This is a genomic window from Sorangiineae bacterium MSr11954, assembly GCA_037157815.1.
In the GTDB taxonomy this organism is placed as follows: domain Bacteria; phylum Myxococcota_A; class Polyangia; order Polyangiales; family Polyangiaceae; genus Pendulispora; species Pendulispora albinea.
This window is the reverse complement of the sequence record CP089984.1, coordinates 10,649,380-10,676,319: the sequence shown is the minus strand read 5'-3', so window position 1 is coordinate 10,676,319 and position 26,940 is coordinate 10,649,380. Positions and strand designations below refer to the sequence as shown.

The window sequence follows — 26,940 nt, the reverse complement described above, 5'->3', positions numbered from 1 at the left end:
GCGATTTTTAGTGCACTTTGCCAATCCTGTCGCATGTCGGAAAAACCGAATCCTCGGTCGGCGTCTCTTCGACACCGACCGAGGATTAAGGCGTCTCAGTCCTTCGCGAAGCTCTCGCCCCTAGAAGGAACTGTTGTGCTTCACGGCGTGTAGGAGCCCTTGAGCGTAAGGCCCGAGTAGGTCCGGTAGCTGTGGACCAACACGTAGTAGGTGCCCGTCCTGGCGGTGGGCACGCTGATGTTCTCGGTGTTCGTCGAGCCCTCCGACGCGTAGTCGCGGCTGGTCGTGGTGGGAGGCGAGCCGAATTTCACGTAAAGATCGGCGTCGCCGGTTCCGCCGCTCGTGGTGAACTTCAGGCTGGTTGCGCCGGCCGTCACGTCGAGCTTGTAGAGCTTCTGAGTGCCCGTCGCGCCGCTCAGGCCCGTGACCGGCGTGTTGTTCACGAGCGCGATGGCGGGCGGCAGGGTGGTTCCACCAACGCCCACGGCCTCCCACGCCTTGCCGACTGCATCGATTTCCGCCTGCGTGTAGCCGAGCTGCGTCGCGGCCTGCTCGGTGCCGGTCCTCGCGGCCGCGTAGGTCGTGCTCGCAGTCCAGATCGTCGTGTTGGCGCGGAAGAAGATCTTGGCGGCCTTCTCGATGCCAATGCCGGGCACCTCGACCGTCGACCTGCCGCGCGGGTGTTTGCCGCCGACCGACAAGAGGAAGAACGCCAAGTTGGGCACGCCCGACGTGTAGTGCACGTCCTGGTTCGCGAAGTCCGGACCCCAGTCGATGGAGCGGCCGTCCTTCTTCGGATCGTACAAGTAGCGGAGGCCGTCGCCGGGGGTGCTGGGGGTCCAGACATCGTCGCCGACCGTCCACGTCGTCTCGTTCTTCGGGGTTCCGCGGCCGTCGCGCACCCACTCGATGTAGGCGCCGAAGATGTCCGAGGTGGCCTCGTTCAAGCCGCCCGACTGACCCGAGTAGGTCAGGTTCGAGGTGCGCTCGGTGACGGCGTGGGTCAGCTCGTGGCCCGTGACGTCGAGCGAGGCGGCGAGGTTCGAGGCTTGGACGCCGTCGCCGTCGCCGTACACCATCTGGGTGCCGTTCCAGAAGGCGTTGACGTAGTTGTTGCTGTAGTGCACGGAGCTAATCAGCTTGCCGCCGACGCCGTCGAACGAGTCGCGACCGAAGTCGTTCTTGTAGACGTCGTAGACCGTGCCCAGGTGATCGTAGTTCTGATTGACGATCGTATCCGAGTTTTGCGCTCCGCCCTCGATGCGCGCGACCGGGCCCGGGAGGCTGGTGCCGTGATTGAGGTTGTGCACCTCGCGGTTCCGAGCCGTGTGGATGTGCGGAATGCGCGCGGAGACCGAGCCATCGACCGCGTTGACGAGGACCGTGTCGCGGACGGGGGTTCCATCGGCCTGCGTGCCCGTGACCTCGGTGCTGTAGACGAGATCGAGCCGGTCGTCGTCATGGCGGAAGTAGAAGAGCTCCGGCGCGGCGTTGACGCCCAGGTCATTGACCGCGGCGATCGACACGCCTCGGGCCTGCGCGAGCGCCTGGGTGGCCGTGATCTTGGCGTCCGGCGCCGCCGCGATGTCGTCGCGCACGTTGCCGTTGGCCGCGTACACGACGCCATTGCGCACGTGCACGATGAGATCGCCGCCGATGACCTCACGCCCATTCTTCAATTGCGTGAAGCGGTAGTGCGTGTCGCCGAGATCGTCCGTCTGGGCTCCGCGGAATTGGAGCTTGTTCGCGGTCGTGCGGAACACGGGCGCGATGGCGGCGAGGACGCTCTGCACGTCCGCCTCCGAGAGGCTCTTCGCTTGAGCTGAACCGAGATTTCCGGTGATGAACTCCGGAACTCGCGATGCACTCACATTGACGACCGTTGCGGCCGGGAGCGCATTGAGGGCCGATTGGACCTCTTCGGTTACTTGCCCGTCTTTCTCACCAATTTGCCCACTCCCTACCGACCCGCTATCGCCTCCCGCCGAGGAGCATGCAGCTGCAAGTGTTGCAACGCCAACGATCCCGAGAAGGCGAAACATCCGATGAAGCTTGAGACTACGCATGGGAACACCCCTTCCGTTTCCGTTCCGGTTTTTGCGTACTGGTGGTGTGTACGCTGTCCAATGTGTGTCTCGGGGTGAAAGGCCAGAGCGGTAGGTCGGTTCGTCAGTGGGCTATTGACGAATCGGTAGGGCTGAAAACTACCATGACATGTACCGTCATTGTCCTTCACCAGCGCCGATACGCAAGTTGACTGCGATTAAGCAAATCGCGTTTCGCGTTAAGTGGAGTGACGGCGTAACAGGTGCCGTTCAAATGAGTCAAGTGAAGAAGTTATGAATCATTAAAATCATTGCGTGGCCACGCATGGATCTCATCTGGCTAGAAGATTCTGGACCCGGCCCGGATCGTGAATCACCAGTTGAATCGCGCGCCACAAAAGCCAAACTCCCCTTCATGCGCCGCGAGGCGTCACGAAAGGGAGTTCGAGTGTGTTTCTAAACGGTTTCACGAACATCCCGCGGAAAAAATGTTTCGCGGGGTGCTTCGTTTAGTTTCGTTTAATTGTTCGCGGCGCCCGGCGTCACGTTCGGCGTGGCCTTCCAGTCGCTTGCGGCGTTGTTGGTGTCGACACCGTTCGGCAGACGGCTGAGCGAGCGGACCACCGTGTTGCTGTCGGAGGCCGTGGTGCGCGCGCCCTCGACGAGGTTGACCGTGCCTTCGATGCCCGGCAGCTGGGCAGTCGTGATGACACCCTCGTAGGAGAGCGCATCGACCACCGTGGTTCCGTTCACGAGGGCGAGGCCGTCCGGCGCGCCGTTCTGGATTTGATCGCGCAGGCCCTGGAAGTTGATCTTCTTGACCCCGGTCGGGACCGTAACGCCGCGGCTACCCACGACGAGGTATTGCCCCGGATTGAGCGAAGCGGCGCCGGACAAGTCGACGATCGAGTACGAGGTATCGTCGATACCATTGACCAAATAGAGCGAATAACCGCTGAGGTTCACGGGCAGACCACCCGCGTTGTAGATCTCGACGAATTCTTGCGTGTCGTCACCGACCTCGTCGTATTCGACCTCGTTGATCACGAGACGGCCGGGCGGAGGGGGGGGCGCGTAGGTGGCTAGAAGCTTTACACCGGTGTAAGCTGCATAGCCATTGATCAGCACCCAGTACTTGCCGGGTTGTGCGTTGGGGATGTTGCAGAACTCATTGTTCCCGGTGAGGAACGGCCGGCAATCGTAGAAGTTCGTGTCGGCCGGCTCTCCGTACTTGACGTAGAGATCCGCGTCGCCCGTTCCGCCGCTGATCTCGAATCGGAGATTTTGACCTGCGGGGACCTCGAGCGTGTAATAGATCTTGGACCCCGTCGCGCCGCTCAAGTTCTCGACCGGCACCCCGTTGGTGAGGGGGCTGGAGGGCGGGATCGGACGCGGGATACCCACGCCGACGGCCTTCCATGCTTCGGAGACCGAGTTGATCTCCGCCGTCGTGTAGCCAAGCTGCTGCGCCGCGAGCTCGGTGCCCGTCTTCGCCTGCGCGAACTTGGTCGACGCTTGGAAGATGCCCGTGGTGTTGGCGCGGAAGAAGATGCGCGCGGCCTTCTCGATGCCGATGCCGGTGACCAAGTTGGTCGACTTGCCGCGCGGGTGCTTGCCACCTTGTGCCAGCAAGTAGAAGGCCAAGTTGGAAATGCCGGAGCTGTAGTGAACGTCCTGACCGCTGTAATCCGGGTACCAGTCGATCGAGACGTTGTCCTTCTTCGGATCGTTCATGTAGCGAAGGGCGTCGCCTGGGGTGTTGGGCGTCCAGATGTCTTCGCCGACCTTCCACGTGTTGTCGCTCACCACCTTGCCGTCGCGGTACCACTCGATGACATTTCCGAAGATGTCGGACATCGACTCGTTCAAGCCGCCCGACTCACCCGAGTATGTCAAGTTCGAGGTCTTCTCGGTGACGGCGTGCGTGAGCTCGTGCGCCGTGACATCGAGGCCGTTGGCGAGGTTGGAGGCGTTGACGCCGTCGCCGTCGCCGTAGACCATCTGCGTTCCGTTCCAGAACGCGTTCACGTAGTTGACCTTGTGGTGGACGGTGCTAATGAGCTTCGCCCCCGCGTTGTCGAAGGAGTCGCGGCCGAATAGCTCGAAGTATCCGTCATAGGTGGTGCCGAGGCGATCGTAATTGTTGTTCACGATCTCGTCGGCCACCGGGGACGCGCCCTCGATGCGAACGAGCGGGCCGGGGAGGGTCACGAGCGTCTGCCCGTCGTGCAGCTCACGATTTTTTGCCGTGTGGATGTGCGGGGCCGTCAGGAGCACCCGACCGTCGATGGCGTTGACGAGGACGGTGTCGCGCACCGGGGTCTGATCGTCTTTCACGCCCGTGACCTCGATGGCATAAACGAGGTCCAGTTTCGAGTCCGAACGAAGGTAAATGGTGTCGCCCTTCGAGCTGGCCGCCAGCTCGGTCAGGGTCGGGTAGCCGCTCTTGGCCGTCGCGATGGCCGCATCGAGGGAGATCTTCGTCTCGGTTGGTGCTTCGACATCGTCGCGCACCGTGCCGTTGGCGGCATAGGCCACGCCGTTGCGCGAGTGCAGGGCGAAATCGCCGCCAAACACGGCGCGCCCGTTCTTTTGCTGGGTGAAGATGTAGTGCGTATCGCCGATATCGTCGACGTGGGCGTTGCGAAGCACGAGTTGCGCCGGGTCGGCGCGGAAGACCGGCGCGATTTCGGCCAGTACGTTCCGTACATCACCCGCGGACAGCGACGCCGACTGCGTCCGACCGAGATTCCCCGTTACGAAGGTGGGAACGCCGCTCGAATCCACGTCGACGACCTGGGCGCTCGGCAAGGCCGTGAGCGCCGATTGAATATCCTGACCGGAGCGAGGGAGGGCTTTTCCCTCGCCTTCCGCGTCGGAGTAACCTTCCGAAGTTTGGCAAGCAGTCGCGATCGCGACGATTCCCAGGAGACCAAGGCCGCGAATGAATGGATGAATCTTTCGAATCAATGGAGCACCCCTTCCGCATATGCGCGTGGTCGCGCATGCGTTTGCAGACATCCTCGATTGGCGAATAGTGGGCGTGCGAAAGCTGCCGACTCGGGTCGGTAGGAGCCGGTCGTTCCGTCTTCCTATGACCCTTCGTCGGCGATGGCATGGGGCTCCTTCTCCCCATGTCATGACATCTGCGCGACCCACCTCACCGAACGCTAAGACCCGTCAATACTCTAACAATAAGAAAGTACCGGCGTAGCACTCGGGTCTTTGGTGCGTCAAGATATGAATTGACGGAACGATGAATTCCATTGTGGGCCGACCAGAACGCTATCCCCGCTTTTCTTCGTTTTACGGCGGAAAATGCAAAAACTCCCTTTGGCGCAGCGCATCGGGGGCCAAAGGGAGTCGATGTGCAAATGGTAACGAAATTACCCAAACTGTATTTTTGGTAACGGAGCCATGGTCCGAACGGAAGGGAAGCTGATTTGAAAATAACGACCAACGGGTCGGATTGTTGATGGTGATGTTGTGAAAATGACTTCGTCCAGAACGCACTCCGGATCGAGGGCTCGATTCCGGAATTGCATTTCGAAGTTCGTTTATCCAAGGGCGAATTTTTCGCCAATACGCGATGATTGCAATTCCGAGCCGCCCAGCGCCGAGCCCTCGCGAACCAGCTCGAGGCACCTTCGCTTGATGGCCACGAAGTCCGCGGACGCGAGGATGTCCAGGGTGCGCGGCCGCTCGTAGGCCACGGGGAGCTCGGCGCGCACTTCGCTGGGGCGGCGGCTGAGGACCAGCACGCGATCGGCCAGAAAAAGCGCCTCGTCGATGTCGTGGGTGACGAAGACCACGGTCACCCGGCGCGCCTGCCAGATGGAGAGCACGAGCTCCTGCATCACCCGCCGGGTCTCGGCGTCGAGGGCGCTGAATGGCTCGTCGAGGAGCAGCACCTTGGGCTCGTTGATGAGGGCGCGGGCGATCTCCACCCGCTGCTGCATGCCGCCGGAGAGCTGCGCGGGATAGCAATCTTCGAAGCCGGCCAGCCCCATTTCCGCCAGCATCCGCCGCCCCGCCTCCCGGCGCTCGGCGGCGCCGACGCCGCGCATCTTGGGGCCGAAGCACACGTTGTCCAAGGCGGTGCGCCAGGGAAAGAGGGTGTGCTGCTGTGCCACCATGCCGCGATCGGGGCCGGGCTCCGTGCGGACCTGCCCATCGACGAGGATCTCGCCCTTCTCGGGCCGGTGGTAGCCGGCGATCGATTTGAGCAAGGTGGACTTTCCGCAGCCCGAGGGGCCCACCACGCAAAAGAACTCGCCCGCGTCGATGCGGAGCGTGAGGTTGCGCACGGCCTCGACCCGGCGCCCGCCGTCGACGAACGACAAGGTGGCGCCCTTGAACTCCACGCTCCCTGCGGTGGCGGCGCTCATGTTTCGGCCTTTGCGGGTCGGTACCAGGGCATGAGCCACTGACCGAGCCGGTTGATGAGCGCGCTGCTCAGCATCCCGAAGACGCCGATGAACACCATGCCGACCACGATATCGGGATAGCGCTGCAAGTTGTACGACTCCCAGGTGTAGTACCCAATGCCGTATTGGCCCGCGATCATCTCCGCGGTGACCAAACAAAGCCACGCCGCGCCCATGCCGAGGCGCAGGCCCGTGACGATGCTGGGCAGCGCCCCCGGGAGCACCACCTCGCGCAGCACGCTCCACCGGCGGGCGCCCAGGCTGCGGGAGGCGAGGATCAAGCGCGAATCGAGGGCTTCGATGCCGTGAATCGTGTTCAGCACGATGGGAAACAGCGCGCCGATGAAGGTGATGAAGAGGATGCTCCCCTCGGTGGTCGGGAACATCAGGATGGCCAGCGGGATCCATGCCACCGCGGGGATGGGCCGCAACGTCTCGATGGAGGGGAGGATCACGTCCTCGATGCGCTTGGAGCGGCCGATGGCCACGCCCAGGGTGATGCCCACCACCGTGGCCACGCCAAAGCCGGTGAAGACGCGGAAGATGCTGTTTCGAACGTGGTGTACCACCTTGGGCGACTGCAAAAAGGAGGCAGCGGCGCGCGCCACGTCGGTGGGGGCCGGCAAATTCCCGAAGTTGATGAGCCACGTGTCCACGCGGTTCATCGAGGCGAGCTGCCAGAGGAGGATCGCGACCAGGACCGAGCCGACCCGCACGATGGGCCGCACGGGTTTCGTTGCCGCGATCATTTGGCGACCGCCACGGATTTGCCGCGCACGTCGTCGAAGCGCGCGGGGGCCGCGCCTTTGTGGGCGCGCGACCAGGTTTCAGCGTCTTTTTTGAGGAGGAACGCGGCGATCTCCGAGCCCTCGCCGCGCACGTAGTAGGCAAAGTCGGCGAGCAGCTTCAATCCCGTGTTGCGGTCGTGGACATAGGTGGCGCGCGCGGTCTTTCCGCTGCTGGCGAGCTCGGAGAGGGCGGTGAAGGCGGCGCCGATGGTGGCGTAGGCGCGGACCTTGGGCTCGTCCTTGACCCAAATTTGCGCGGCGAGCTTGGGATCCGTAATGGGGCGGCCGGTGGCCGCGTCAGGGGCCGTGATGGGGAGGGGCGCGTAATCGGCCAGGTGCGCGTCGTAGTCGAGGCCCGACTCTTTGGCGGCTTGCCGGACGTAGCGGTCGTCCACGAAGGTGTTGACGTCGACGCTGACTGTCTTTTTCAGCTGCGCAAAGGTGGCGACGGCCGTCTCCAGCCCTTTGCGGAACTCGGGTTTGAGCGAATAATCGCGGCGCTGAATCCCGGCGGGGCCCTGAAACATGTAAACGACTTCGGCCTCGACCCCGGACACTTTTTGCACGAGCTCACTGTATTTTTCGGGATCGTCCGTGAAGAGGCGGTCGGCCTCGAAGGTGGCCCTCAAATAGGCGACCACGATCTCGGGGTGGCGCTCCGCAAAGTCGGAGGTGATGACCACGCCGACCGACGTCGGCACGTGGGCGCTGGAGCCGTCGTAGATCTTTCGCGCGTATTTTCGGAAGGGAAAGAGCTCCGTGTAGGGGACGAAATCCGCGTGGGCGTCGATTTTATGGGTTCGGAGCGAGGTGCCGCCCACCTCGGGGGACTGCGAGACCAAGGTGATGTCCTTCTCCGGATCCCAGCCCAGCTCGCGGACGGCGCGCAAAAGGGTGCCGTGCGCGGACGATCCAAAGGGAACCGAGATTTGCTTCCCTTTCAAGTCGCTCAAGCTCTCCACCGGCGAATCGGCGGGGACGAGGATGGCGTTGCCGCCGCCGTCCACGCTCCCCGCGATGACGGCCGTGTACACGCTGCGCTTGCCCGCTGCCTTGAAGGCATCGGCGTTGGCGACCGAGGGAAAGTCGCCCATCAAGCCGATATCGATTTTGCCCGCGACCATGTCGGTGGTGATGGGCGGGCCCGAGGTGAAGCTCTTCCACTCGATTTGGTAGCGGGTATTGGCGTAGCGGCCCGTTTTTGGGAGGTATTTGTCGAGCAGGCCGAGCTCGCGGACCAGGATCCCGCCGGTCGCACAACTGATGGTGCTGTCCTGCACCCCGAAGGAGATGCGGATGGACTGCTGGGGCGCCTCGTTCGAGCCGCCGCCTTCGGCGCTGCCGCCGCTGCGTTTGCACGCACCGAAGGTCACGAGGACGAGGATCGCGCAGAGCACGCGGAGCGCGCCCGACGGACCAAAGGTGCCGAACGTGCCAACTGCGGCGGTGCTCGGGAGAACGCGCGATGGGAGCTTCGTCGGGATGGGCGGGGGCATGGGGAACTCCGAGGGGACGAGCTAGTGAACGGCGCGCGCGGAGGCGATGGCGTCGCGCGCATGTCGGGCCGCTTTGCGGACTTCGGCGTCGGGATCGCCTTTGGCGAGGCGCTCGAGCGCCGGGTGTGCGGAGGCTGCGCCCAGCTCGCCGAGGGCTTGGGCGGCGGCTTTGCGGATGTCGGACGTGAGGTCGTCCAGCAGGTGAACGAGCGCCTCGGTCGCGGCGACGGCGCCGAGCTTTCCGAGGCTCGACACCGCTTCTTTTCGGACCTGCCAGTACGGATCCTCGAGGGCGGAGAGCAGCGGGGGGATGGCCTGGGTGACCTTGGAGCGCCCGAGGACGATGGCGGCCTCGCGGCGCACTTGCCAATCGTCGTCGCCGAGCGTGTCGATGAAATCCGGCACGAGCACCGGCGCATTGAAGAAGTCGAGGGCGCCCACCGCCACCCGTCGCACGCCGGGGTCCGCGTCGCGGAGGCGCTCGCGCAAGGCGGACACCGACTCGGGGCTCCGCAAATACGCCAAGGTGATCACCGCCTCGCGCCGCACGCGCGCCGTCTCGTCGCGGGTGGCGCGCACCAGGGGCTTGGTGGCGCGCGGATCGCGGTGATCGCGCAGGGCGAGGATCACGGCCTCGCGCACCTCGGGGTTCGGGTGCTCGATGCCCGGCAAGAGCGCCGTGGCGCTGGCCTCCGTGCGAAATTCGCGCAAGGACGTGAGGGCGGCCTCGCGCACCTTTTCGTCGCCGTCCTCGAGCGCCGCCACGATGGCCGGCACGGCGCGCGGATCGCCGAGGTCCTCGAGCCGCGCGATGGCGAGCGAGCGCACCGTGGGATCGTCGTCGCGCACCCGCGCGACCAGCGCCTCGAGCACCTCGTCGCTGGCGGTGGCGGCGGCGATCTCCTCGATCTCGATGAGCGCGAGCTGGCGGACGCTCGGCTCCGGATCGGTCAATCGTGCGAGGAAGTTTTCGACCGGGATATCCATGGTGGGCCGTGGGTGCGCGATCAGCGCAAGAGAAATGGGATTTTGACGGTGATGGCGTCCTTGGGGCAGTCGAGCTCGCACGCGAGGCAGTACCAGCACTCGTCGTTCTTCATGTGCGCCTTTCCCGTGTTCGGATCGACCGCCAGGCAATCGACGGGACACGAGTCGATGCAAATGCGGCACCCTTTGATGCACTTGCCCAAGTCGACCACCACCGGCACGTCGAAGCGCAACGTCGTGTGCGCATTCCCGACGACCCGCGCCTGCTCCGCCTTGACGTGCTCACGGTTTTCAATCGTTTTCATACCGGGATGGCCTCTCGCGCGCGCGGCTGGGGTTCCAGGGGTTCGGAAGGTCCCGAGGAAGCTGCCGGGGCTGACGGCTCTGACGGTTCGGTGACGCGAAGGCCATGGTAGCCCCGCAGCTCCTCGTCGCTCATGGGGACCACGTACGGCGCCACCGGTCGCTCGAGGACGCGCATGCGGCCGTCCTCGTCTTTGCGAACATTGACGTGCAAGAACCAGCGCGCATTGTCGAGCTCCGGGTAATCGAGCCGGTGGTGGTAGAGCCCCCAGCGGCTCTCGGTGCGGTGCAGGGACGCGACGGCCGCCATTTCGGCGCAATCGCGGATGAACCCGCACTCGGCCACGCGCATGAGATCGTGCGGGGTGCTCGCGCCCACCTCGGCGAGCTCCTCTTCGGCCCTCCGAAAATAGGAGAGCCCGAGCTCCATGCGCGTCCCCGTCTTCGGCGGCTGCAGGTAGTCGTTCACCAGCCGGCGTACTTTGTATTCGTATTGGTGGTGCGGAATGCCGTTGGGCCGCGCCAGCGGCGCGAAGACGCGCGCCTTTTCGGCGGCCACCGCGTCCTCGTCGATGCGCGGCTCGTCCGTGTTCTGCACCCGCGCGAGCGCATGATCGGCGCAGATGCGCCCGTACGTCATGGCGCCCAAGAGGTAATTGTGCGGTACGCACGCCATATCGCCGGCGGCGAAGAGCCCCTCGACGGTGGTCTCGCCGCGCTCGTCGACCCAGACGCCGGAGGCGCTATGGCCGCTGCATAGCCCGATCTCCGAGATGTGCATCTCCACCAGATCGCCGCCGTAAGCGTGGCCGCGCCCTTCGTGGAAGCGACCGCGGCTCGGGCGCTCGGTGCGATGCAGAACGCGCTCGATCTCCGTCAACGTCTCGGGGGCCAGGTGGGTCAATTTGAGGTAGACGGGGCCGCTGGGGGAGTGGAGCTCTTTGTAGAACTCCATCATCATTTGGCCGCTCCAGTAATCGCTCTGGATGAAGCGATGGCCGCGGGCGTTGACGGTGTGGCCGCCCAATGGGCCCGTGACATAAGCGCACGCGGGGCCATTGTAATCTTTGATGAGCGGATTGATCTGAAAGCACTCGATGCCGGTCAGCTCCGCACCTGCATGATATGCCAAGGAATATCCGTCGCCTGCGTTGGCGGGGTTTTCGTAGGTGCCATACAAATATCCGGAGGCTGGCAGCCCCAATCGGCCCGATGCCCCGCAGCAGAGGATGACCGCTTTGGCGGAGATCACCTCGAAGCGGCCCTCGCGCACGTCGAAGCCCATCACGCCGGCGATGCGGCCGCCGTCCGTCAAGAGACGGGTGGCCATCACCCGGTTGACGACCTTGACCCCGGCGCGCAGGACCAAGCGCGTGAGGATCTTCTTCAGATCGTAGCCCTCCGGCATGGGCAGCACGTACGAGCCCTGGTGGTGCACCTTCTTCACGTCGAAGGCGCCCGACTCGGTCTTCTGGAATTTGACCCCCCAGCGATCGAGCTGCTCGAGCATGGGGTAGCTGTTGACGGCGTACTCGAGGATCGCCTTTTGATTGACGATTCCATCGTTGGCCATCGTAATTTCTTTGACGTACTGCTCGGGGGTCGCAAAGCCGGGGATGATGGCGTTGTTCAAGCCATCCATGCCGATGGCGATGGCGCCGCTCCGCTTGATGTGCGCCTTTTCGAGCAGAACCACGCGACCGCGCGGGAGGCTTTGCTGCGCATGGATGGCGGCCGTGCAGCCGGCGCTGCCTCCTCCGACCACGACGATATCGGCCTTGGTGACGTTCACCTCCATGCACCGCTCCGTGTTCGTTAAAATAGAGATGCTGTCTCTTATAACGAACGGCGGTGTAGGTCAAGTCAGCCGACGGCGCGCAGCGCGGACGAGGTTCGCAGCGACGCGGCGAGTTCTTCGGCCGGTCGTGACAACGTTTCCGCGCGGGCGATCAGCTTCAAAACGGCGCCGCCCAGCGGCGGGAGCCCCTCGCGGCGGCCGAGGATGCGCAGGCCGTTGATGGTGTCTTCGGCGATGCGCACGGAGACACCGATGCCCGCTTGCGCCGCGGCTTGGATGCCGGCGAGGCTGGGGCTCGTATAGACCACGCGCCACGGGATCCGCCGCTCGTCCAAGGCGCCGATGGCCCGGTCGCGAAACGAGCAGGGGCCCTCGTCGAGCAAGAGGGGCCAAGGCTCGCCGGGCTTGGGGGGGACGAAGTCGCGGGACGCGAGCCAGGCGAGGTTGGTGCGGCGAATGGCGGTGCCGCGACGGGTTCGTGGCTCGTCGAAGAGGATGGCGATGTCGAGCACCCCCTCGTCGACCAGCTCCGAGAGCTCGCGGCTTCCCGCCACCCGCGCCTCGACCCGCACCATGGGGTGGCGGCGCGCGAACGTGCGGAGCGCTTGCGGAAACCGGGTGCCGGCGAAATCCTGCACCACGCCCACCCGCACCACCTCGCTCACGGCGCCGCGCTTCATGGCGATGGCGGCCGACTCGTGGAGCTCGAGGATCCTCCGAGCGTAGCCGAGCAAGAGCTCGCCCGACTCGGTGAGCACGCGGCACCGGCCTTTCGGGGCGAAGAGGGGCTGCTGGACTTGTTCTTCGAGCCGCTTCATTTGCTGGCTGATGGTCGACTGCGTGAGGTGCAGGCGCGCCCCGGCCTTGCCGAAGGCGCCCGCATCGGCCACCGCGACGAAGGTGCGAAGCAATTCGCTGTCGTAGGTCGGAACCATCGATTCATTATGAGATCGAATTGGTTTGTCGCAAATCTTTCAATTTTCGAAACTGTGGGCGGCACCTAGGTACGGCCCATGACGAAAGGGATCCTCTGGATGGGCGCCGTTGTTTCGCTGCTCGCTGCCGGCTCCGCCATCGTGGCCGGCGAGGGATGCACGCGCGGCGCGCGCTCGAATGCCGTCCTCTACCACGCCTCCTTTCGAGGGGCGTACCTCGCCGGCGTTTACGACGGCGTCATCCCCATGGAGCGGCTCGCCGAGCACGGTGATTTCGGCTTGGGCGCCACCGATGGCAACGACGGGGAGCTTGTCGCACTGAAGGGCACCTTCTGGCGCTCGCGGGCCGATGGCACCATGATCGAGCTCGGCCCGACCGAGACGACCCCCTACGCGATGATGACGTTCTTCCGCCCGCAAAGGACGATCACCTTCGAGGGGCCGCTCACGAGCGAGCAGTTCGAAAAGACGCTCGACGCGCAGCTCGACCCCGGGCACCGCATCTACGCGGTGCGGATCCGCGGCCGCTTCGCGCACGTGGAGGCCGGCAACGGCGACAAGCAGGAAAAGCCGTATCGCCCGCTGGAAGACGTGCTGCGCGAGTACCGCTACCGCGACCACGCCGGCACCGAGGGGACCTTGGTGGGGTTTCGTTGCCCCGCCTACATGAAGCGCTTCGACCGGGTCGGCTACCACTTCCACTACCTGAGCGACGACCGCAAGGCCGGCGGACACGTTCGCTCCTACGTCATCGACGACGTCGACGTATCCATCCAAGAGCTCCCCGCCTTCACCGTCGACCAGCCCCGCGCGGGCGAATTCTACGAGCGCGATCTCGAAACCGAACGATAGCGAGACGCCTGCCCTCCAGGAGGGTTGGGGGGACCGTCCGCGCGGAGGTCTCGGAGAAGGCGTCTCCCTTCCGGGATTCGCCGTCCCAAAATCGAACATGCCGAATCCGGGACGGCAGATAAATGGTGAAATAATTCGCATATTTGGTGCCGCAAATCGGCCCGGCCCATCCTTTGCTTAGGCGTGGGGCTACCCCATGCTTCAGGACGTCCGCTTCGCGCTCCGACTCCTCGTGAAGAACCTCGGCTTCACGATCGTCGCCATCACCACGCTCGGCTTGGCGGTGGCCGCGAACACGGTGGTCTTCAGCATCGTCGACGCCATCCTCATTCGCCCGTTGCCGTACCCGCACCCCGAGCGGCTCGTGCGTGTCTACACGCAGGCCCCCATGCGCGAGCGGTATCAGTTCCCGGTCTCGGCGCCGGAGTACGTCGATCTGGCGAGGGATTCGAAGTCGTACGAGTCGGTGGGCGCGTGGAACATGGACCTCCACGCCACCAACTTGTCCGGTGGGGATCACCCGGTGGCGGTGAACGCCGCGCTCGTCACCGCGAGCTTCTTGCCCACCATGGGCGTCGCGCCGCTCCTCGGTCGGTTCTTCGACCCCAGCGAGGACACGCCCGGCGATCCGCGGGTGGTGGTCCTCGCGTATCGGCTGTACGAGAGCCTCTTTGGCGCCGATCCCAGCGTGGTCGGCAAGACGGTCTATGTCAACGCGGTGCCGGTCACCGTGGTCGGCGTGATGCCCAAGGCCGTGGATTTCCCCGAGTGGGTCGACGTGTGGCTCCCCTTGCGCATCGACCCGGAGGAGCTCGCGCGCGATCGGCGGTATGGCAGCCATCGCTTGCACGTGGTGGCGCGCTTGAAGGCCGAGGTGAGCATCGCGCAGGCCGAGGCGGAGCTCGCGCTGCTCATGCCGGCTTGGTCGGAAGGGCGCTCGCCCGCCACGGAAGACGTCATCGATCCGCGCGATCACCCGCTGGTGCTGCGCGCGCTGCACCCGGACAAGGTGGCGAGCGTGCGCGTCGCGCTGTGGACCTTGCAAGCGGCGGTGATGTTCGTGCTCCTCATCGCCTGCGCCAACATTTCGAACCTGCTCTTGGCGCGCGCGGAGGCACGCAGCGGTGAGATCGCCGTGCGGACCGCCCTCGGCGCGAGCCGGCCGCGCATGGTGCGGCAGTTCTTGACGGAGAGCCTCGTCCTGGGCTGCCTCGGCGCGGGGACCGGCATTTTGCTCGCGATGTGGGGCATCGACGCGGCCATGGCCTTCCTCCCCGACGGTGTGCCGCGCACGAGCGAGATCCACTTGGACCCCACCGTGCTCGCCTTCGCCGTGCTCGTCTCGATGGGGACGAGCCTGGTGTTCGGGCTCGCCCCCATCATCCATGCGCACGGGGAGCTCGCGGGGACCTTGCGCGCGGCCGGGCAGCGGACCACGGGCGGGCGAAACAAGCAGCTCTTCCGCCGCGCGCTCATCGTCTTGGAGGTGTCTTTGGCGTGCGTCCTCGTGCTGGGCGCGGGGCTCATGGTTCGGAGCTTCGTGCGGCTGCAGCAGGTGGAGCTCGGGTTCGATCCGCGCAACGTCGTCTCCTTGCAGCTTCAACTGCCGGACAAGACGTACGACACCGAGGCGAAGATGCTCGACTTCTGGCTCCGCCTGCGCGACGGCGCCGCGAACCTGCCCGGCGTCCAATCGGCGACGCTCATGCGCGAGCTGATGCCGCGCCACCGCGCGGCCTACAACGGCTTTCGCATCGTGGGGCGGCCGGAGACGCCGGGGATGGTGAGCAACGTCGACAACTGGCAGTACGCGGGGGACGATTTCTTTTCGACCATGGGGATCCCCGTCGTGCGCGGGCGCGTCTTCACCCCGTCCGACGGTCCGAACGCGCCGGCCGTCGTGCTCATCAACCAGGCCATGGCCACCAAGTTTTGGCCCGGTGAAGATCCGGTCGGGCAGCGCATCATCGGCTACCGGGTCGCGCGCCCGGGGGAGCCGGCGGTCGAGCAGACGATCATCGGCGTGGTGGGCGACGTGAAGCAGCAGGGCCTCGACGCGCCCGCGACCCCCGAGCTCTACTTCCCCCTTCGGCAGCTGGAGCGATACGGCGATGGCTCGCGCGATTGGAGCCTGATGCCCGAGAGTATGTACCTCGTCATCCGCGCGCAGAACGATCCGCGCGCGCTGTTCGGCGCGCTGCGTGCGCACGTGGCCTCGCTGGACGAGGGCCTGGCGGTCGCCCGGCTCAACACGATGGACGACGTGCTCTACGACGCCGTGGCCAAGCCGCGCTTCGTCGCGCTCCTCTTCACGGTGTTCGCGGGCATCGCGCTGGTGATGGCGGCCATCGGTATCTTCGGCGTCATGTCGTATTCGATCGAGCAGCGCACCCGGGAGCTGTCGATCCGGATGGCCCTCGGCGCCGACGCGGGGCGCCTTCAGAAGATGCTGGTGCTCGAGGGCCTCCGGCTGGCGGCGGCCGGCGTGGTGCTGGGCCTCGCGTGCGCCTTCGTCGTGAGCCTCGGGCTCCGAAATTGGCTCTCCGCGCTGCTCTTCGACGTGGGCGTGCTCGACCCGGCGACCTACGCGCTGGTGGTGGTGAGCACCGCGCTCGTGGCGGCGCTCGCGTGCTGGCTCCCAGCGCGCCGCGCGACCCGTGTTCACCCGATGATTGCCATGCGCAACGAGTGAGGATGACGACATCGATGCTTCGAGACATTCGTTTTGCCATTCGCCTCTTGCTGAAGAACCCCGGCTTCACGGCCGTGGCCATCGTGACCCTGGGGCTCGCCGTGGCCGCGAACACCGTGGTGTTCAGCATCGTCCATGCGATCCTCCTTCGACCGCTGCCGTTCGCCGAGCCGGGGAGATTGGTTCAGGTCGCCTCGCAGTACCCGGGGCAATTCCCCGGTTATTGGGGCTTCTCCTGGCACGAGTACATCGATATCGCGAAGGACGCCCACGCCCTGGAATCGGCGGGCGCGTGGTTCACGGAGGACGCGAACTTGACGGGTGGCGACAAGCCGGTGGCCGTGCGAACGACGTTCGCGACCGCGAGCTTGCTGCCGACGGTCGGCGTCGCGCCGATGCTGGGGCGATTCTTCGACGCGAGCGAGGACGTGCCCGGCGATCCGAGCGCCGCCATGTACGGCTATGGCGGTACGCGCGTGGTGGTGCTGGGGTACGACGTCTTCAAGACGGTCTTCGGGGGGGATCCGAACATCGTGGGGCGCACGGTGAAGGTCAACGCCATGCCGGCCACCGTGGTCGGGGTGATGCCGCGCGATTTCGATTTCCCCGAGCGGGCGCAAATCTGGGTGCCGGCGGGGATCGATAGCTCCAAGATGGGGCGCGGGAACCATTGGTTTCGAGCGATTGGGCGCCTTCGGGAGGGGTGGGGATCGAGGCTGCGCAGGCAGAGATGGCGTCATTGATGCCGGCTTGGGCGGCCGCGTACCAAGGGATGCACACGATCACACCCGATCTGCACCCGGTCGCGTATCGCCCGCTCCACGAAGAGGTGGTCGGCTCGGTGCGCTTGGCGTTGCTCACGTTGCAGGTGGCGGTGGTGTTCGTGCTGCTGATCGCGTGCGCGAACATCTCGAACTTGCTCCTGGCGCGCGCAGAGGTTCGGAGCTCCGAGATCGCCGTGCGGGTGGCGCTGGGGGCGAGCCGCGGGCGTATGGCTCGCCAATTTTTGACGGAGAGCCTCGTGCTGGGGGTGCTCGGCGCGGGGAGCGGGATCCTCTGCGCGATGTGGGGGCTCGACGCGGTGATGGCCCTTCTCCCCGAGGGCATCCCTCGGGCGAGCGAGATTCAGCTCGACACGACGGTGCTGGCGTACGCGGTGGCCGTGGCCATGGGGACGAGCCTGGTGCTCGGTCTGACCCCCATCTTTCATGCGAGCGGCGACCTCGGGGGGACGCTCCGTGCGGCCGGGCAGCGCACCACCAGCAGCCGGGGAAAGCAGCTGTTTCGGCGCGCGCTGATCCTCGTCCAGGTGGCGCTGGCCATCGTCCTCGTCACGGGGGCGGGGTTGATGATTCGGAGCTTCGTGCACATTCAAAAGACCGAGCTCGGGTTCGATCCGCGGGGTCTGGTGACCTTGAACCTGGCGCTGCCGAAGAAGGCTTACCCCACCGACGCCGACGTCATGGCGTTCTGGAATCGGCTGCTCGAGGGCGCGCGGGCCTTGCCGGGCGTGCAGGGCGCGACCCTCGTGGAGGGGCTGCCCCCCATGCGCCCCATCAACTCGAACAGCTTCGACATCGTGGGACGCGTGCCTCCACCGCCGACCCAAAAGGAGTGGAACGTCGACTACTGGCAGCTCACGGGCGACGAGTATTTCTCCACCATGCGCGTCGCCCTCGTTCGCGGGCGCCTCTTCGACGCCACCGACACGGAGACGTCGCCCAAGGTCGCGATCATCAACGAGGCGATGGCGCGCGAGTATTGGCCCGACGAAGATCCGATTGGAAAGCGTATCCGCGCGACGAGGCAGGCCCCGATGGGGGAGTCTCCCGCCGAGCAGACCATCATCGGCATCGTGGCCGACGTGAAGCAGGCCGGCTTGGACAACAAGGCCGGTACCGAGCTGTATCTGCCCATCCGCCAGACGCCAGGGTGGCATCGTCAGGTGGCCGGCGAGACCTTCGTGCCGCGCGCGCTCTACCTGGTGCTCCGGGCGGAGGGGGATCCGCGTTCGCTGCTCGCGTCGGTGCGGGCGTACGTCGCCTCGCGCGACGGAGGGCTGCCGATCGCGCACTTGGAGACGATGGATCGTGTGGTTTACGACGCGATCGCCAAGCCGCGCTTTCTGACGACGCTCCTTTCGTTTTTTGCTGGGGTGGCGCTCTTGATGGCGGCCATCGGCATCTACGGCGTGATGTCGTATTCGGTCGAGCAGCGGACCAAAGAGCTCTCGATTCGGATGGCCTTGGGGGCGGATGCCGGGCGGCTTCAACGGATGCTCGTGCTGGAGGGGATGCGGCTGGCGGTGATGGGCATCGCGGTCGGGCTGGTGGCGGCGGGAGGTGTGACGGTGGCGCTCGGACATTGGTTCAATCGTCTGCTCTTCGAGGTGAGCGGGCTCGATCCGGCGACGTACGCGCTCGTCATCGTGGTTACGGGCGGCGTCGCCGCCCTGGCGAGCTACATCCCCGCGCGGCGTGCGACGCGCGTTCATCCGATGGCGGCGATGCGACATGAATAAGTGGGGCGTTGTGGTGCTGGCGGGGGTTCTGGGGCTGTCGGTGACGGCACGGGCGCGTGCGCAGGGAGCCGAAGGGGGCCGGCCCGTGACGGGGGATGGGTTGACGTTGGTGGGGGCGATGCGGGTTGCGGTGGCGCAGAACCCGGCGTTGGCGGCGAGCTTCGTGGATGTATCGGTGGCGGACGCGCGGGTGCTCGAGGCGCGCGGGCTCGACGATTTCGTGGTCGATGCCTCGGCGACGTGGAGCCGTTCGCGTACGGATAACGTGACGGGGGCGTCGGTGCTCTCGCCTTATGATCGCGTGGGGGTGGCGGCGTCGCTCACGCGGCCGTTCTCGACGGGGGGGAGCGTCGCGTTGAAGCTCGATGCGCCGTACGTGCGCCGGGGTGTCTCGTCGGACGCGGATCCCATGCGCATCGTGCCGGCGGACGTGTACACGCCCAGCGTGCAGCTCGGGCTCACGCAGCCGCTCTTGCGCGGGCGCGGCTACGACGTGGCGCGCGCCAAGGCGCGGCAGGCGAACGCGGATCGCGGGATCACGACGCGAAAGCTCGTCGCGGGCGCGTCGGCGCTCCTTCGCGATGTGGCGCATGCGTACTGGGAGCTCCGCTACGCGACGGGCGCCTTGGCCTTGCGGCGGGAGGCGCGCGACGCCACCCGCGAGCAGCTTCGCGCGGTGATGGCGCAGATCGACGTGGGCAAGCAGTCGCCCTCGGGCTCGGCCGAGGTCGAGGTGAGCGTGGCCCTCCGCGAAGAGGAGGCGATCGACGCCGAGCGTGTGCTGGCCCAGCGCAGCGCCGAGCTCGCGAGGCTCCTTGGATACCCCACGGAGCGCCCGCTCGTTTACCCCTCCGACGAACCCACCGTGCTCGCCTCGCTGCGAGGCGACGTGCTCGCGCGCGCCCTCGCGCAGAACGCCGAAGTCCTCGCCCTCGAGGCGCAGGCGCGGGCGGCGACCATCGACATCGACGTGGCCGAGAGCGCGCTCTTGCCGATGCTCGACGTCTACGCGTCGGGCGGTGCGCTCGGGGTCGGCAACGACCCGTCCAAGGCGCTGTCGAACCTCGGGAATTTCGGCGGCTACACGGTGCAAGCGGGCATCGTCTTTCAAGAGCCCGTGGAGCGCCGCGGGCAGCGCGGCGCGCGCGACGCGGCCATGGAGCGCGCCCACAAGGCGCACCTGTTGGCCGAGGAAGCGCGCACGCGGGTCGCGAACGACGTCACCAACGCGCTCGCGGCGCTCGACGCGACCCACCGCCGGACCGAGGTGCTGGCGCGCGCCGCCTCGGCGGCCGATCTCGACTTGGCGGGCGAAAAAGCGCGCTTTCAAGCGAACCGCTCAACCAACTTCGACGTGCTGAGGCGGCAGCAAGCGGTCACCGACGTGCGCCTTCGCCTCCTGCGCGCCGCGATCGACAACGCCAAGGCCATGGCGACCGTCGACGCGCTCACCGCCGACATCTTGCCCCGCCATGGCATCGCCCTGCGCACCGCGTCTCGGAGCACTCCATGAACCCCTCCGTCACACCCCTACGAACGCCGCCTTCACCTGGAACGCCGGCATCACCCGCGGGCGCGCCCCACACGTCGCACCTTCCGCCGGGCGGCCCGCCCGCCACCGGAACCGACGTGCCCCGGAAAAAGCCGCGCTCGCGAAAGCGCTTCTACCTCGCCGCGGGTGCGATCGCCGCGGTCCTCGCCACCACCTTCGGCCTCTCCCGGATGCACCGCGCGCTCCCCACCGTCGACCGCGCCACCGTGTGGATCGATACGGTGAAACAGGGCGCCATGGTGCGCGAGGTGCAAGGCGTCGGCAGCCTGGTCCCCGAGCAAGTCCGCTGGCTCACCGCCACCACGCCTGCGCGCGTGCTCGAGGTGCGCGCCCGCTCCGGGGCCACCGTGGGGCCCGAGACGGTGGTGGTCGTGCTCGACAATCCGGATCTGGTCTTGCAGTCCCTGGAGGCCGACCGGCAGAAGACGGCGGCCGAGGCGGAGCTCGTGAACCTGGAGGCGCGCTTGCGCAACCAGCACCTCGCCCAGGAGGCCCAAATGGTGGGCCTTCGCGCCGACGCCGTCGAGAGCACGCGCCGGGCCGAGGCCGACGGTGAGCTCGCGCGGCGGGGCTTTCTCTCGAAGCTCGAAATGGCGCAATCGCAAGGCCGCGCCGAGTCGCTCGATGGACGGGTCGAGCTCGAGGTCAAGCGCCTGGGTGCCATCGAAAAAGAAGCCAGCGCGCAGCTCACGGTGCAAAAGGCGCAGGTCGAACGACTCGGCTCGATCGCCGCGTTCCGCAGGCGCCAGCTCGAGGAGCTCTCGGTGCGCGCGGGCGTCGCCGGCGTGCTGGCCGACGTACCGGTGCAGGTCGGGCAGTGGGTGACCCAAGGCGTGGTGCTCGGCAAGGTCGCGCAGCCGGAGAAGCTGAAAGCGGAGCTGCGCGTGGCCGAAACGCAGGCCAAGGACGTGCAGATGGGGCAAACGGTCTCCGTCGATACGCACAACGGGATCGTCGACGGCAAGGTCACGCGCATGGATGGCGCCGTTCAGAACGGCACCGTCAAGGTCGACGTCACCTTCGATGGGGCGCTCCCGCCGGGCGCGCGCCCGGACTTGAGCGTCGACGGGCGCATCGTCATCGAGCGGCTGACCGACGTCCTCTACATCGACCGCCCGCCGATGGCCACGCCGCAAGGCAGCATCACGGCCTTCAAGGTGGTGGGGAACGAGGCGGTGCGCGTCCCCGTCCAGCTCGGGCGCTCGTCGGTGAAGACGGTCGAGGTCGTGAGCGGCCTGCGCGCGGGCGACGCGGTGATTCTTTCGGACATGACGGCGTACGCCGCGGTGGATCGCCTCGAGCTGCGCTAGCGGCGAGCTCCGAGAAGCGATTGGCCGCGCACTTGGACAGGACCATGGAGGTAACGTTGGAAACGATGATTCGCATGGAAGGCATCACCCGGGTGTTCACGACGGACGAAGTGGAGACGCACGCCCTCTCCGGGGTGCACCTGGAAATCGCGCGCGGCGAGTTCGTATCCATCGAGGGGCCGTCCGGATCGGGGAAGACCACCTTGCTCTCGGTGCTCGGGCTGCTCGACGCGCCCACCGCCGGCACCTACCTGCTCGGCGGCGAACGGGTCGATGGATTGTCCCCGCTCGAGGCCGCGCGGGTGCGCAATCGCCAGATTGGGTTCGTCTTCCAGAGCTTCAACCTGATCGGCGATCTCTCGGTCTACGAGAACGTGGAGCTGCCGCTCACCTACCGCGACATCGCCCCGGCCGAGCGCAAACGGCGGGTCTCGGCCGCGCTGGAGCGGGTGGGCATGGCCCATCGCGCCAAGCATATGCCCGGGCAGCTCTCGGGCGGCCAGCAGCAGCGGGTGGCGGTGGCGCGGGCGGTGGCGGGCGATCCGCTGATCCTGCTGGCCGACGAGCCCACCGGGAACCTCGACTCGCACAATGGCGATTTGGTGATGGGATTGCTTCGTGAGCTGCACGCGGCCGGAACCACCATTTGCATGGTGACGCACAACCCCGAATATGCGCAGCAGGCGACGCGCACGGTTCATTTGTTCGATGGCCGCATCGTCCGCGAGCACCGGCCCGGGCAAACCGCGGAGGCGGCCGCAGCCGGTTCCGACCTTGGCGAACGCGTGGTATCGAATTTCTGAGAGAGGAAGAACGTGCCCGCAGCATCCCCGCGCATTCTCGTCGCCGACGACCAATCCGATATCGTCGAAGCCCTACGCCTTTTGCTCAAGCGCGAGTTCGTCGTGCACACGGCGGCGTCGCCCGCCGCGGTGCTGGAAATCGCCGGCCGCGAGGAGCTCGACCTCGTGCTCATGGATTTGAACTACGCGCGCGACACCACCTCCGGCAAAGAGGGCTTCGAGCTCCTCGACAAGCTGCGCGAGCTCGACACCACCTTGCCGGTGGTGGTCATGACCGCGTGGGGGAGCATCGAGGGCGCGGTCGAAGCCGTCCGCCGCGGCGCGCGCGATTACGTGCAAAAGCCGTGGGACTCCGCCCGGCTCCTCGCCACCTTGCGCACGCAGATCGAGCTCGGGAGCGCGCTGCGGCGCTCGCGCAGGCTCGAGCAAGAGTCGTCGCGGCAGAGGGCGCAGCAGCTGCCGAAGATGATCGCCGAGGCCCCGTCGATGCGGCCGGTGCTCGATCTGCTCGAGCGCGTGGCGCCGTCGGACGCCAACGTGCTCATTCTGGGCGAGCACGGCACGGGCAAAGAGGTGATCGCGCGCCGGATGCACGACGCATCGCTCCGCGCGTCGCGCGCCTTCGTGGCCGTTGACGCGGGCGGCATGTCGCCCGGCGTCTTCGAGAGCGAGCTGTTCGGCCACGTGCGCGGCGCCTTCACGGACGCCAAGGCCGATCGGGTCGGGTGCTTCGAGCTGGCCGACGGCGGCACCTTGTTCCTCGACGAGATCGGAAACTTGCCCATCGCGCAGCAGGCCAAGCTCCTTCGCGTGATCCAGACCGGGGAGTTTCACCCCGTGGGCTCCTCGCGCACCCGCCGCGCCAATGTTCGCGTGCTCGCGGCCACGAACATCGACATCGGGCGCGAGGTGGCCGAGGGTCGCTTTCGCGAGGATCTCCTGTACCGTCTGAACACCGTCGAGGTGCACCTGCCACCTCTGCGCGAGCGGCGCGAGGACATCGCCGGCTTGGCCGCGCACTTCCTCGAGCGCCAAGCGGCGCGCTACGGCAAGCCTTTGCGGAGCCTCTCCCCGGCCGCGATGCGCGCGCTGCTCGAGCACCTCTGGCCCGGCAATGTGCGCGAGCTCGAGCACGTGATGGAGCGCGCCGTGCTCATGGCCCGCGGTGATGCGATTGCCCCCGAGGACCTCGGCTTTCGCAAGCCTGCGGCGGTCGCGGGTGCGGCAAGCACGGGGGCCGCGGCCGGTGCGGAGCGCGTGTCCGCTTCCCACGCGGGCAACGCCGGAAATGCGGGCAACGCCGGAAATGCGGGCAACGCCGGCGCGCCGGGCGGCGAGAACATGACCTTGGAGGAGATCGAGTACCACGCGATTCAGAGGGCGCTCGCGCGCGCGGGGGGAAACGTCAACGATGCTGCCGTTGCGCTTGGACTGAGTCGCAGCGCTCTCTATCGTCGGCTGCAGGCTCATGGGATCAAGGTCGGCTAAAGTCGGATACGAAACACGGCTTTATCTCTACGCGCTGCTCGGTGGCGCGCCGGCCGTCGTCATCGCGCTGTCGCTGCTCGTCTTTGGCCAACATGCGCACAAGACGGTGTGGACCTTGGGCTTGCTCGCCGTGGGCTTCTGGCTCGGGCTCGCAGCTTACGTGCGCGCCGACGTCGTTCGCTCGCTCCGCAATGTCGCCAACCTGGTGGCCGCGGTGCGCGAGGGCGACTATACGCTGCGCGGCCGCTCGGTGCGCGCCGACGATGCCTTGGGCGAAGCGCTGGGCGAGCTCAACGCGCTGAGCGGTGTGCTTCGCGACCAGCGGCTGGAGTCGATGGAGGCCTCGGCGCTGCTCGAAAAGGTCATCGAGGCGGTGGACGTGGCCCTCTTTGCCTTCGACCCCGGCCGCCATCTGCGGCTGGTGAACCGCGCCGGCGAGCGCCTGCTCGGCCCGCGCCCCGGCGGCTTTCTGGGGGCGACCGCCGAGGAGCTGGGGCTCGGACCGCTCCTCGAAGGCGAGGCGCCGCGCACATTCGCCATGTCGTTCGCCGGCGGCAAGGGCCCTTGGGAGCTCAAACGCGCCACCTTTCGCCAGCGCGGCCTGGTGCACGAGCTGGTGGTGCTCTCCGATTTGCACCGCGCCCTTCGCGAAGAGGAGCGCGCCGCGTGGCAGCGGTTGGTGCGGGTCATCGGCCACGAGATCAACAACTCGCTCGCGCCGATTCAATCGATCGCGGGGCACCTGCACGAGCTGGTGGTCGAACGCGAGCGACCCGCCGACTGGGAAGACGATATGCGCAGCGGCCTGTCCGTCATCGCCCGCCGCGCCGAATCGTTGGGCCGCTTCCTCCGCGCCTACGCGCAGCTCGCGCGCCTGCCGCCGCCGAAGCTCACCGAGGTCGACGTCGGGCCCTGGCTCGAACGGGTCTGTGCCCTCGAAACGCGCGTGCCGCTGCGCCTCGTTCCGGGGCCGAGCACCCGCATCGCGGCCGACCCGGATCAACTCGATCAGCTGCTCATCAACCTGGTGCGCAACGCCGCCGAGGCCGCGATCGAAACGCAAGGCAAGGTCGAGCTCACGTGGACCCGCCTGGCGGGCGCCGTCGAGGTCCACGTGATCGACGAGGGCCCCGGCATCGCCAGCACGGAGAACCTCTTCGTCCCGTTCTTCACCACGAAGCCGAGCGGCTCCGGCATCGGCCTGGTGCTCGCCCGCCAAATCGCCGAAGGCCACGGCGGCTCGCTGACCCTGGAGGCGCGCACCGAGCGAACGGGCTGCGTGGCGCGCCTGCGTCTGCCGGCGGGTTGACGATTCGTGGTACTCACGTGGGCGCCATGAACGCCTTCACGTCGGCCCTCGTCGCGTCTGCCCTTACGCTCCTCGCCTCCGGTTGCTCGCGCCCCGCCGAGCCCGAGAAAAATCCGCCCGCTTCCAAGCCGGAAGAACCTGCTGCAAAGGCACAGGAACCGGCTGCAAAGCTGCAGGAGCCAGCTGCAAAAGCGCAGGACCCGGCGGCGTCCGGCACCCCCGCACCCGGCGCGGGCGCCGCAGGGCACGAGATCACCTGGGAGGCGCCGGCGTCGTGGACGAAGAGCGCGAACACGAACGCCATGCGCAAGGCGACCTACCGCATCCCCAAGGCGGCCGGCGACACCGACGATACGGATCTCTCCGTCACGGTGGCCGGTGGCTCCAGCACCGCCAACGTCGATCGCTGGATTGGACAATTTTCACCCGGCGCCGCCGTGGACAAGAAGGAGCGCACGGTCTCGGGCATCAAGGTCACGGTGGTCGAGATCAAAGGCACGTACGGCGGCGGCATGAGCGGGCCCGGTATGGCGGCCCCCTCGGGGCCCAAGGAGCACTTCACCATGCTGGCGGCCATCGCCAGCGCCGATGGTCAGGACAGCACCTTCTTCAAAATGGTCGGACCCGACAAGACCGTCAAAGCGGCGCGCTCCGACTTCGACAAGCTCGTCGACAGTCTTCGATCGCGCTAAACCGCCGCTCCCGTCGGACGAAACGGAGCCGGTTCGAAGGTCCTTCACCTCACGCTCGTCTCGACGAAGACCTCGAGGTCCGGCGTGATCGCGCTGCAACGGCGTCCGCGTGCACGCGCGCTCCCGCCGCCGGCGGGGCTCATGGATGGGCGCGGCGCCATGCGCGCGGCGATTGGCCATAGCGGCGCTTGAACATACGCGCAAAGTGCGTGGGATCGGGGTAGCCCACGCGCTCGCCGATGATCTCGACGAGCTCGTCGGTCTGCTCGAGCCGGCGCCGTGCTTCGCCGAGGCGGATCTCCGCGACGAGCTCCCCCACGGTCTGCCCCGTTGCCCGTCGCACGACTTCGGCGACGTGCGATCGGTTGCGCCCGAGCTTCTTTGCGAGCGCATCGAGCGAAAGAGGGCCGAGCGCCTGGCTCGCGATCAGCGATACGGCGCGCGCCGCGAGATCGCCGGTGTGGCGTGGCGCGAGCGCGGAGGTCGACGCGGCGTGCTCCGCGAGCTCGCCGAGCAGGAGCGCCATGAGGCTCTCGATCCGAAGGGGAGCGCCGGTGCGTGCGTTCGCGAGCTCGGAAAAGAGCGATGCGACCAAGTCCCGCCGGTTCGCGGGGACGGAGACGCGCGGAAGCGCACCTCGAGCCATGCTCTCGATCGGTGCGAGCACGGGAGCGAATCGCTCGGGGTCGAGGTGCGCGGTCGGGAGCTGCACGCTCCAGAGCTCGGCGTCGACGGTGCGCGTGACCCGGTGGGCGTGGCCGGCGGGGATCACGTAAAAATCGCCGGCCCGGAGCTCCAGGGGCCCGTTCTGCTCGACGTGCAGCTCGCCGGCGATCTGGTACGAAAGGACGGTGAACGGATGCCGTCCAGCCGCCCTCCCCGCCGGGGTGGGACAGAGCATGCGTCGGGTGGCAGGTGCGATGATTTCCGCCTGGAGCACGC

Annotated in this window: 20 protein-coding genes; 10 read left to right on the top strand and 10 right to left on the bottom strand. The window is 66.8% G+C overall.

The genetic code is table 11. From position 1 onward, the window contains the following. Nucleotides 1-140: 140 nt before the first annotated feature. The 9 genes from LZC94_41790 to LZC94_41750 form a co-directional block, all read right to left on the bottom strand. Nucleotides 141-1,871, bottom strand: a complete 1,731-nt coding sequence (locus LZC94_41790; protein ID WXB14346.1) for a M4 family metallopeptidase — start codon at nt 1,869-1,871, stop codon at nt 141-143. A gap of 693 nt (nt 1,872-2,564) precedes the next feature. Beyond that, complete coding sequence (locus LZC94_41785; protein WXB14345.1) at nt 2,565-5,015, bottom strand: M4 family metallopeptidase; 2,451 nt, start codon at nt 5,013-5,015, stop codon at nt 2,565-2,567. Nucleotides 5,016-5,602: 587 nt separating this feature from the next. After that, complete coding sequence (locus LZC94_41780; GenBank protein WXB14344.1) at nt 5,603-6,433, bottom strand: ABC transporter ATP-binding protein; 831 nt, start codon at nt 6,431-6,433, stop codon at nt 5,603-5,605. Further along, nucleotides 6,430-7,221, bottom strand: a complete 792-nt coding sequence (locus LZC94_41775) for an ABC transporter permease (GenBank protein WXB14343.1) — start codon at nt 7,219-7,221, stop codon at nt 6,430-6,432. The genes LZC94_41780 and LZC94_41775 overlap by 4 nt, the downstream gene beginning before the upstream one ends. Continuing rightward, on the bottom strand, nt 7,218-8,756 hold the full coding sequence (locus LZC94_41770; protein WXB14342.1) for an ABC transporter substrate-binding protein: 1,539 nt from the start codon (nt 8,754-8,756) through the stop codon (nt 7,218-7,220). Before LZC94_41770 ends, LZC94_41775 begins: the two co-directional genes overlap by 4 nt. A 21-nt stretch (nt 8,757-8,777) precedes the next feature. After that, nucleotides 8,778-9,743 carry a HEAT repeat domain-containing protein gene (locus LZC94_41765; GenBank protein ID WXB14341.1) on the bottom strand — a complete coding sequence of 322 codons (966 nt, stop codon included), beginning with the start codon at nt 9,741-9,743 and terminating at the stop codon, nt 8,778-8,780. A gap of 20 nt (nt 9,744-9,763) precedes the next feature. Beyond that, nucleotides 9,764-10,048: a ferredoxin family protein gene (locus LZC94_41760; GenBank protein WXB14340.1), complete on the bottom strand. Its 285-nt coding sequence runs from the start codon at nt 10,046-10,048 to the stop codon at nt 9,764-9,766. Continuing rightward, entirely contained in the window at nt 10,045-11,844 is a 1,800-nt protein-coding gene (locus LZC94_41755) for a fumarate reductase/succinate dehydrogenase flavoprotein subunit (GenBank protein WXB14339.1), read from the bottom strand. The genes LZC94_41760 and LZC94_41755 overlap by 4 nt, the downstream gene beginning before the upstream one ends. Before the next feature lie 65 nt (nt 11,845-11,909). Beyond that, entirely contained in the window at nt 11,910-12,779 is an 870-nt protein-coding gene (locus LZC94_41750; GenBank protein WXB14338.1) for a LysR substrate-binding domain-containing protein, read from the bottom strand. Nucleotides 12,780-12,857: 78 nt separating this feature from the next. Between LZC94_41750 and budA the strand changes: the two genes are divergently transcribed. The 10 genes from budA to LZC94_41700 all read left to right on the top strand — a co-directional run bounded on the left by budA (nt 12,858) and on the right by LZC94_41700 (nt 25,998). Continuing rightward, nucleotides 12,858-13,631 carry an acetolactate decarboxylase gene (budA, locus tag LZC94_41745; protein WXB14337.1) on the top strand — a complete coding sequence of 258 codons (774 nt, stop codon included), beginning with the start codon at nt 12,858-12,860 and terminating at the stop codon, nt 13,629-13,631. Nucleotides 13,632-13,827: 196 nt separating this feature from the next. After that, on the top strand, nt 13,828-16,323 hold the full coding sequence (locus tag LZC94_41740) for an ABC transporter permease (GenBank protein ID WXB14336.1): 2,496 nt from the start codon (nt 13,828-13,830) through the stop codon (nt 16,321-16,323). Between the two features lie 2 nt (nt 16,324-16,325). Beyond that, nucleotides 16,326-17,066 carry an ABC transporter permease gene (locus LZC94_41735; GenBank protein WXB14335.1) on the top strand — a complete coding sequence of 247 codons (741 nt, stop codon included), beginning with the start codon at nt 16,326-16,328 and terminating at the stop codon, nt 17,064-17,066. Then, on the top strand, nt 17,066-18,844 hold the full coding sequence (locus LZC94_41730; protein ID WXB14334.1) for an ABC transporter permease: 1,779 nt from the start codon (nt 17,066-17,068) through the stop codon (nt 18,842-18,844). Before LZC94_41735 ends, LZC94_41730 begins: the two co-directional genes overlap by 1 nt. Then, nucleotides 18,837-20,357: a TolC family protein gene (locus LZC94_41725; GenBank protein WXB14333.1), complete on the top strand. Its 1,521-nt coding sequence runs from the start codon at nt 18,837-18,839 to the stop codon at nt 20,355-20,357. Before LZC94_41730 ends, LZC94_41725 begins: the two co-directional genes overlap by 8 nt. Beyond that, a complete protein-coding gene (locus LZC94_41720; GenBank protein WXB14332.1) occupies nt 20,354-21,706 on the top strand; it encodes an HlyD family efflux transporter periplasmic adaptor subunit in 1,353 nt (450 codons plus the stop codon). The genes LZC94_41725 and LZC94_41720 overlap by 4 nt, the downstream gene beginning before the upstream one ends. 65 nt (nt 21,707-21,771) lie before the next feature. Beyond that, nucleotides 21,772-22,509, top strand: a complete 738-nt coding sequence (locus tag LZC94_41715) for an ABC transporter ATP-binding protein (protein ID WXB14331.1) — start codon at nt 21,772-21,774, stop codon at nt 22,507-22,509. A gap of 12 nt (nt 22,510-22,521) precedes the next feature. Next, complete coding sequence (locus tag LZC94_41710; GenBank protein ID WXB14330.1) at nt 22,522-23,997, top strand: sigma-54 dependent transcriptional regulator; 1,476 nt, start codon at nt 22,522-22,524, stop codon at nt 23,995-23,997. After that, nucleotides 23,978-25,306, top strand: a complete 1,329-nt coding sequence (locus tag LZC94_41705; GenBank protein WXB14329.1) for an ATP-binding protein — start codon at nt 23,978-23,980, stop codon at nt 25,304-25,306. Before LZC94_41710 ends, LZC94_41705 begins: the two co-directional genes overlap by 20 nt. 26 nt (nt 25,307-25,332) lie before the next feature. Further along, entirely contained in the window at nt 25,333-25,998 is a 666-nt protein-coding gene (locus LZC94_41700; protein ID WXB14328.1) for a hypothetical protein, read from the top strand. Between the two features lie 139 nt (nt 25,999-26,137). On the opposite strand, the gene LZC94_41695 is transcribed toward LZC94_41700, so the two are convergent. Next, nucleotides 26,138-26,938, bottom strand: a complete 801-nt coding sequence (locus LZC94_41695) for an AraC family transcriptional regulator (protein WXB14327.1) — start codon at nt 26,936-26,938, stop codon at nt 26,138-26,140. Nucleotides 26,939-26,940 lie beyond the last annotated feature (2 nt).

What these genes read in the sequence shown, in the direction of transcription:
- budA (WXB14337.1), top strand. Translation starts at nt 12,858, where the DNA reads ATGACGAAAGGGATCCTCTGGATGGGCGCCGTTGTTTCGCTGCTCGCT.
- LZC94_41700 (WXB14328.1), top strand. Translation starts at nt 25,333, where the DNA reads ATGAACGCCTTCACGTCGGCCCTCGTCGCGTCTGCCCTTACGCTCCTC.
- LZC94_41730 (WXB14334.1), top strand. Translation starts at nt 17,066, where the DNA reads ATGCCGGCTTGGGCGGCCGCGTACCAAGGGATGCACACGATCACACCC.
- LZC94_41725 (WXB14333.1), top strand. Translation starts at nt 18,837, where the DNA reads ATGAATAAGTGGGGCGTTGTGGTGCTGGCGGGGGTTCTGGGGCTGTCG.
- LZC94_41740 (WXB14336.1), top strand. Translation starts at nt 13,828, where the DNA reads ATGCTTCAGGACGTCCGCTTCGCGCTCCGACTCCTCGTGAAGAACCTC.
- LZC94_41765 (WXB14341.1), bottom strand. Translation starts at nt 9,743, where the DNA reads ATGGATATCCCGGTCGAAAACTTCCTCGCACGATTGACCGATCCGGAG.
- LZC94_41705 (WXB14329.1), top strand. Translation starts at nt 23,978, where the DNA reads ATGGGATCAAGGTCGGCTAAAGTCGGATACGAAACACGGCTTTATCTC.
- LZC94_41760 (WXB14340.1), bottom strand. Translation starts at nt 10,048, where the DNA reads ATGAAAACGATTGAAAACCGTGAGCACGTCAAGGCGGAGCAGGCGCGG.
- LZC94_41780 (WXB14344.1), bottom strand. Translation starts at nt 6,433, where the DNA reads ATGAGCGCCGCCACCGCAGGGAGCGTGGAGTTCAAGGGCGCCACCTTG.
- LZC94_41715 (WXB14331.1), top strand. Translation starts at nt 21,772, where the DNA reads ATGATTCGCATGGAAGGCATCACCCGGGTGTTCACGACGGACGAAGTG.
- LZC94_41770 (WXB14342.1), bottom strand. Translation starts at nt 8,756, where the DNA reads ATGCCCCCGCCCATCCCGACGAAGCTCCCATCGCGCGTTCTCCCGAGC.
- LZC94_41735 (WXB14335.1), top strand. Translation starts at nt 16,326, where the DNA reads ATGACGACATCGATGCTTCGAGACATTCGTTTTGCCATTCGCCTCTTG.
- LZC94_41755 (WXB14339.1), bottom strand. Translation starts at nt 11,844, where the DNA reads ATGGAGGTGAACGTCACCAAGGCCGATATCGTCGTGGTCGGAGGAGGC.
- LZC94_41720 (WXB14332.1), top strand. Translation starts at nt 20,354, where the DNA reads ATGAACCCCTCCGTCACACCCCTACGAACGCCGCCTTCACCTGGAACG.
- LZC94_41775 (WXB14343.1), bottom strand. Translation starts at nt 7,221, where the DNA reads ATGATCGCGGCAACGAAACCCGTGCGGCCCATCGTGCGGGTCGGCTCG.
- LZC94_41750 (WXB14338.1), bottom strand. Translation starts at nt 12,779, where the DNA reads ATGGTTCCGACCTACGACAGCGAATTGCTTCGCACCTTCGTCGCGGTG.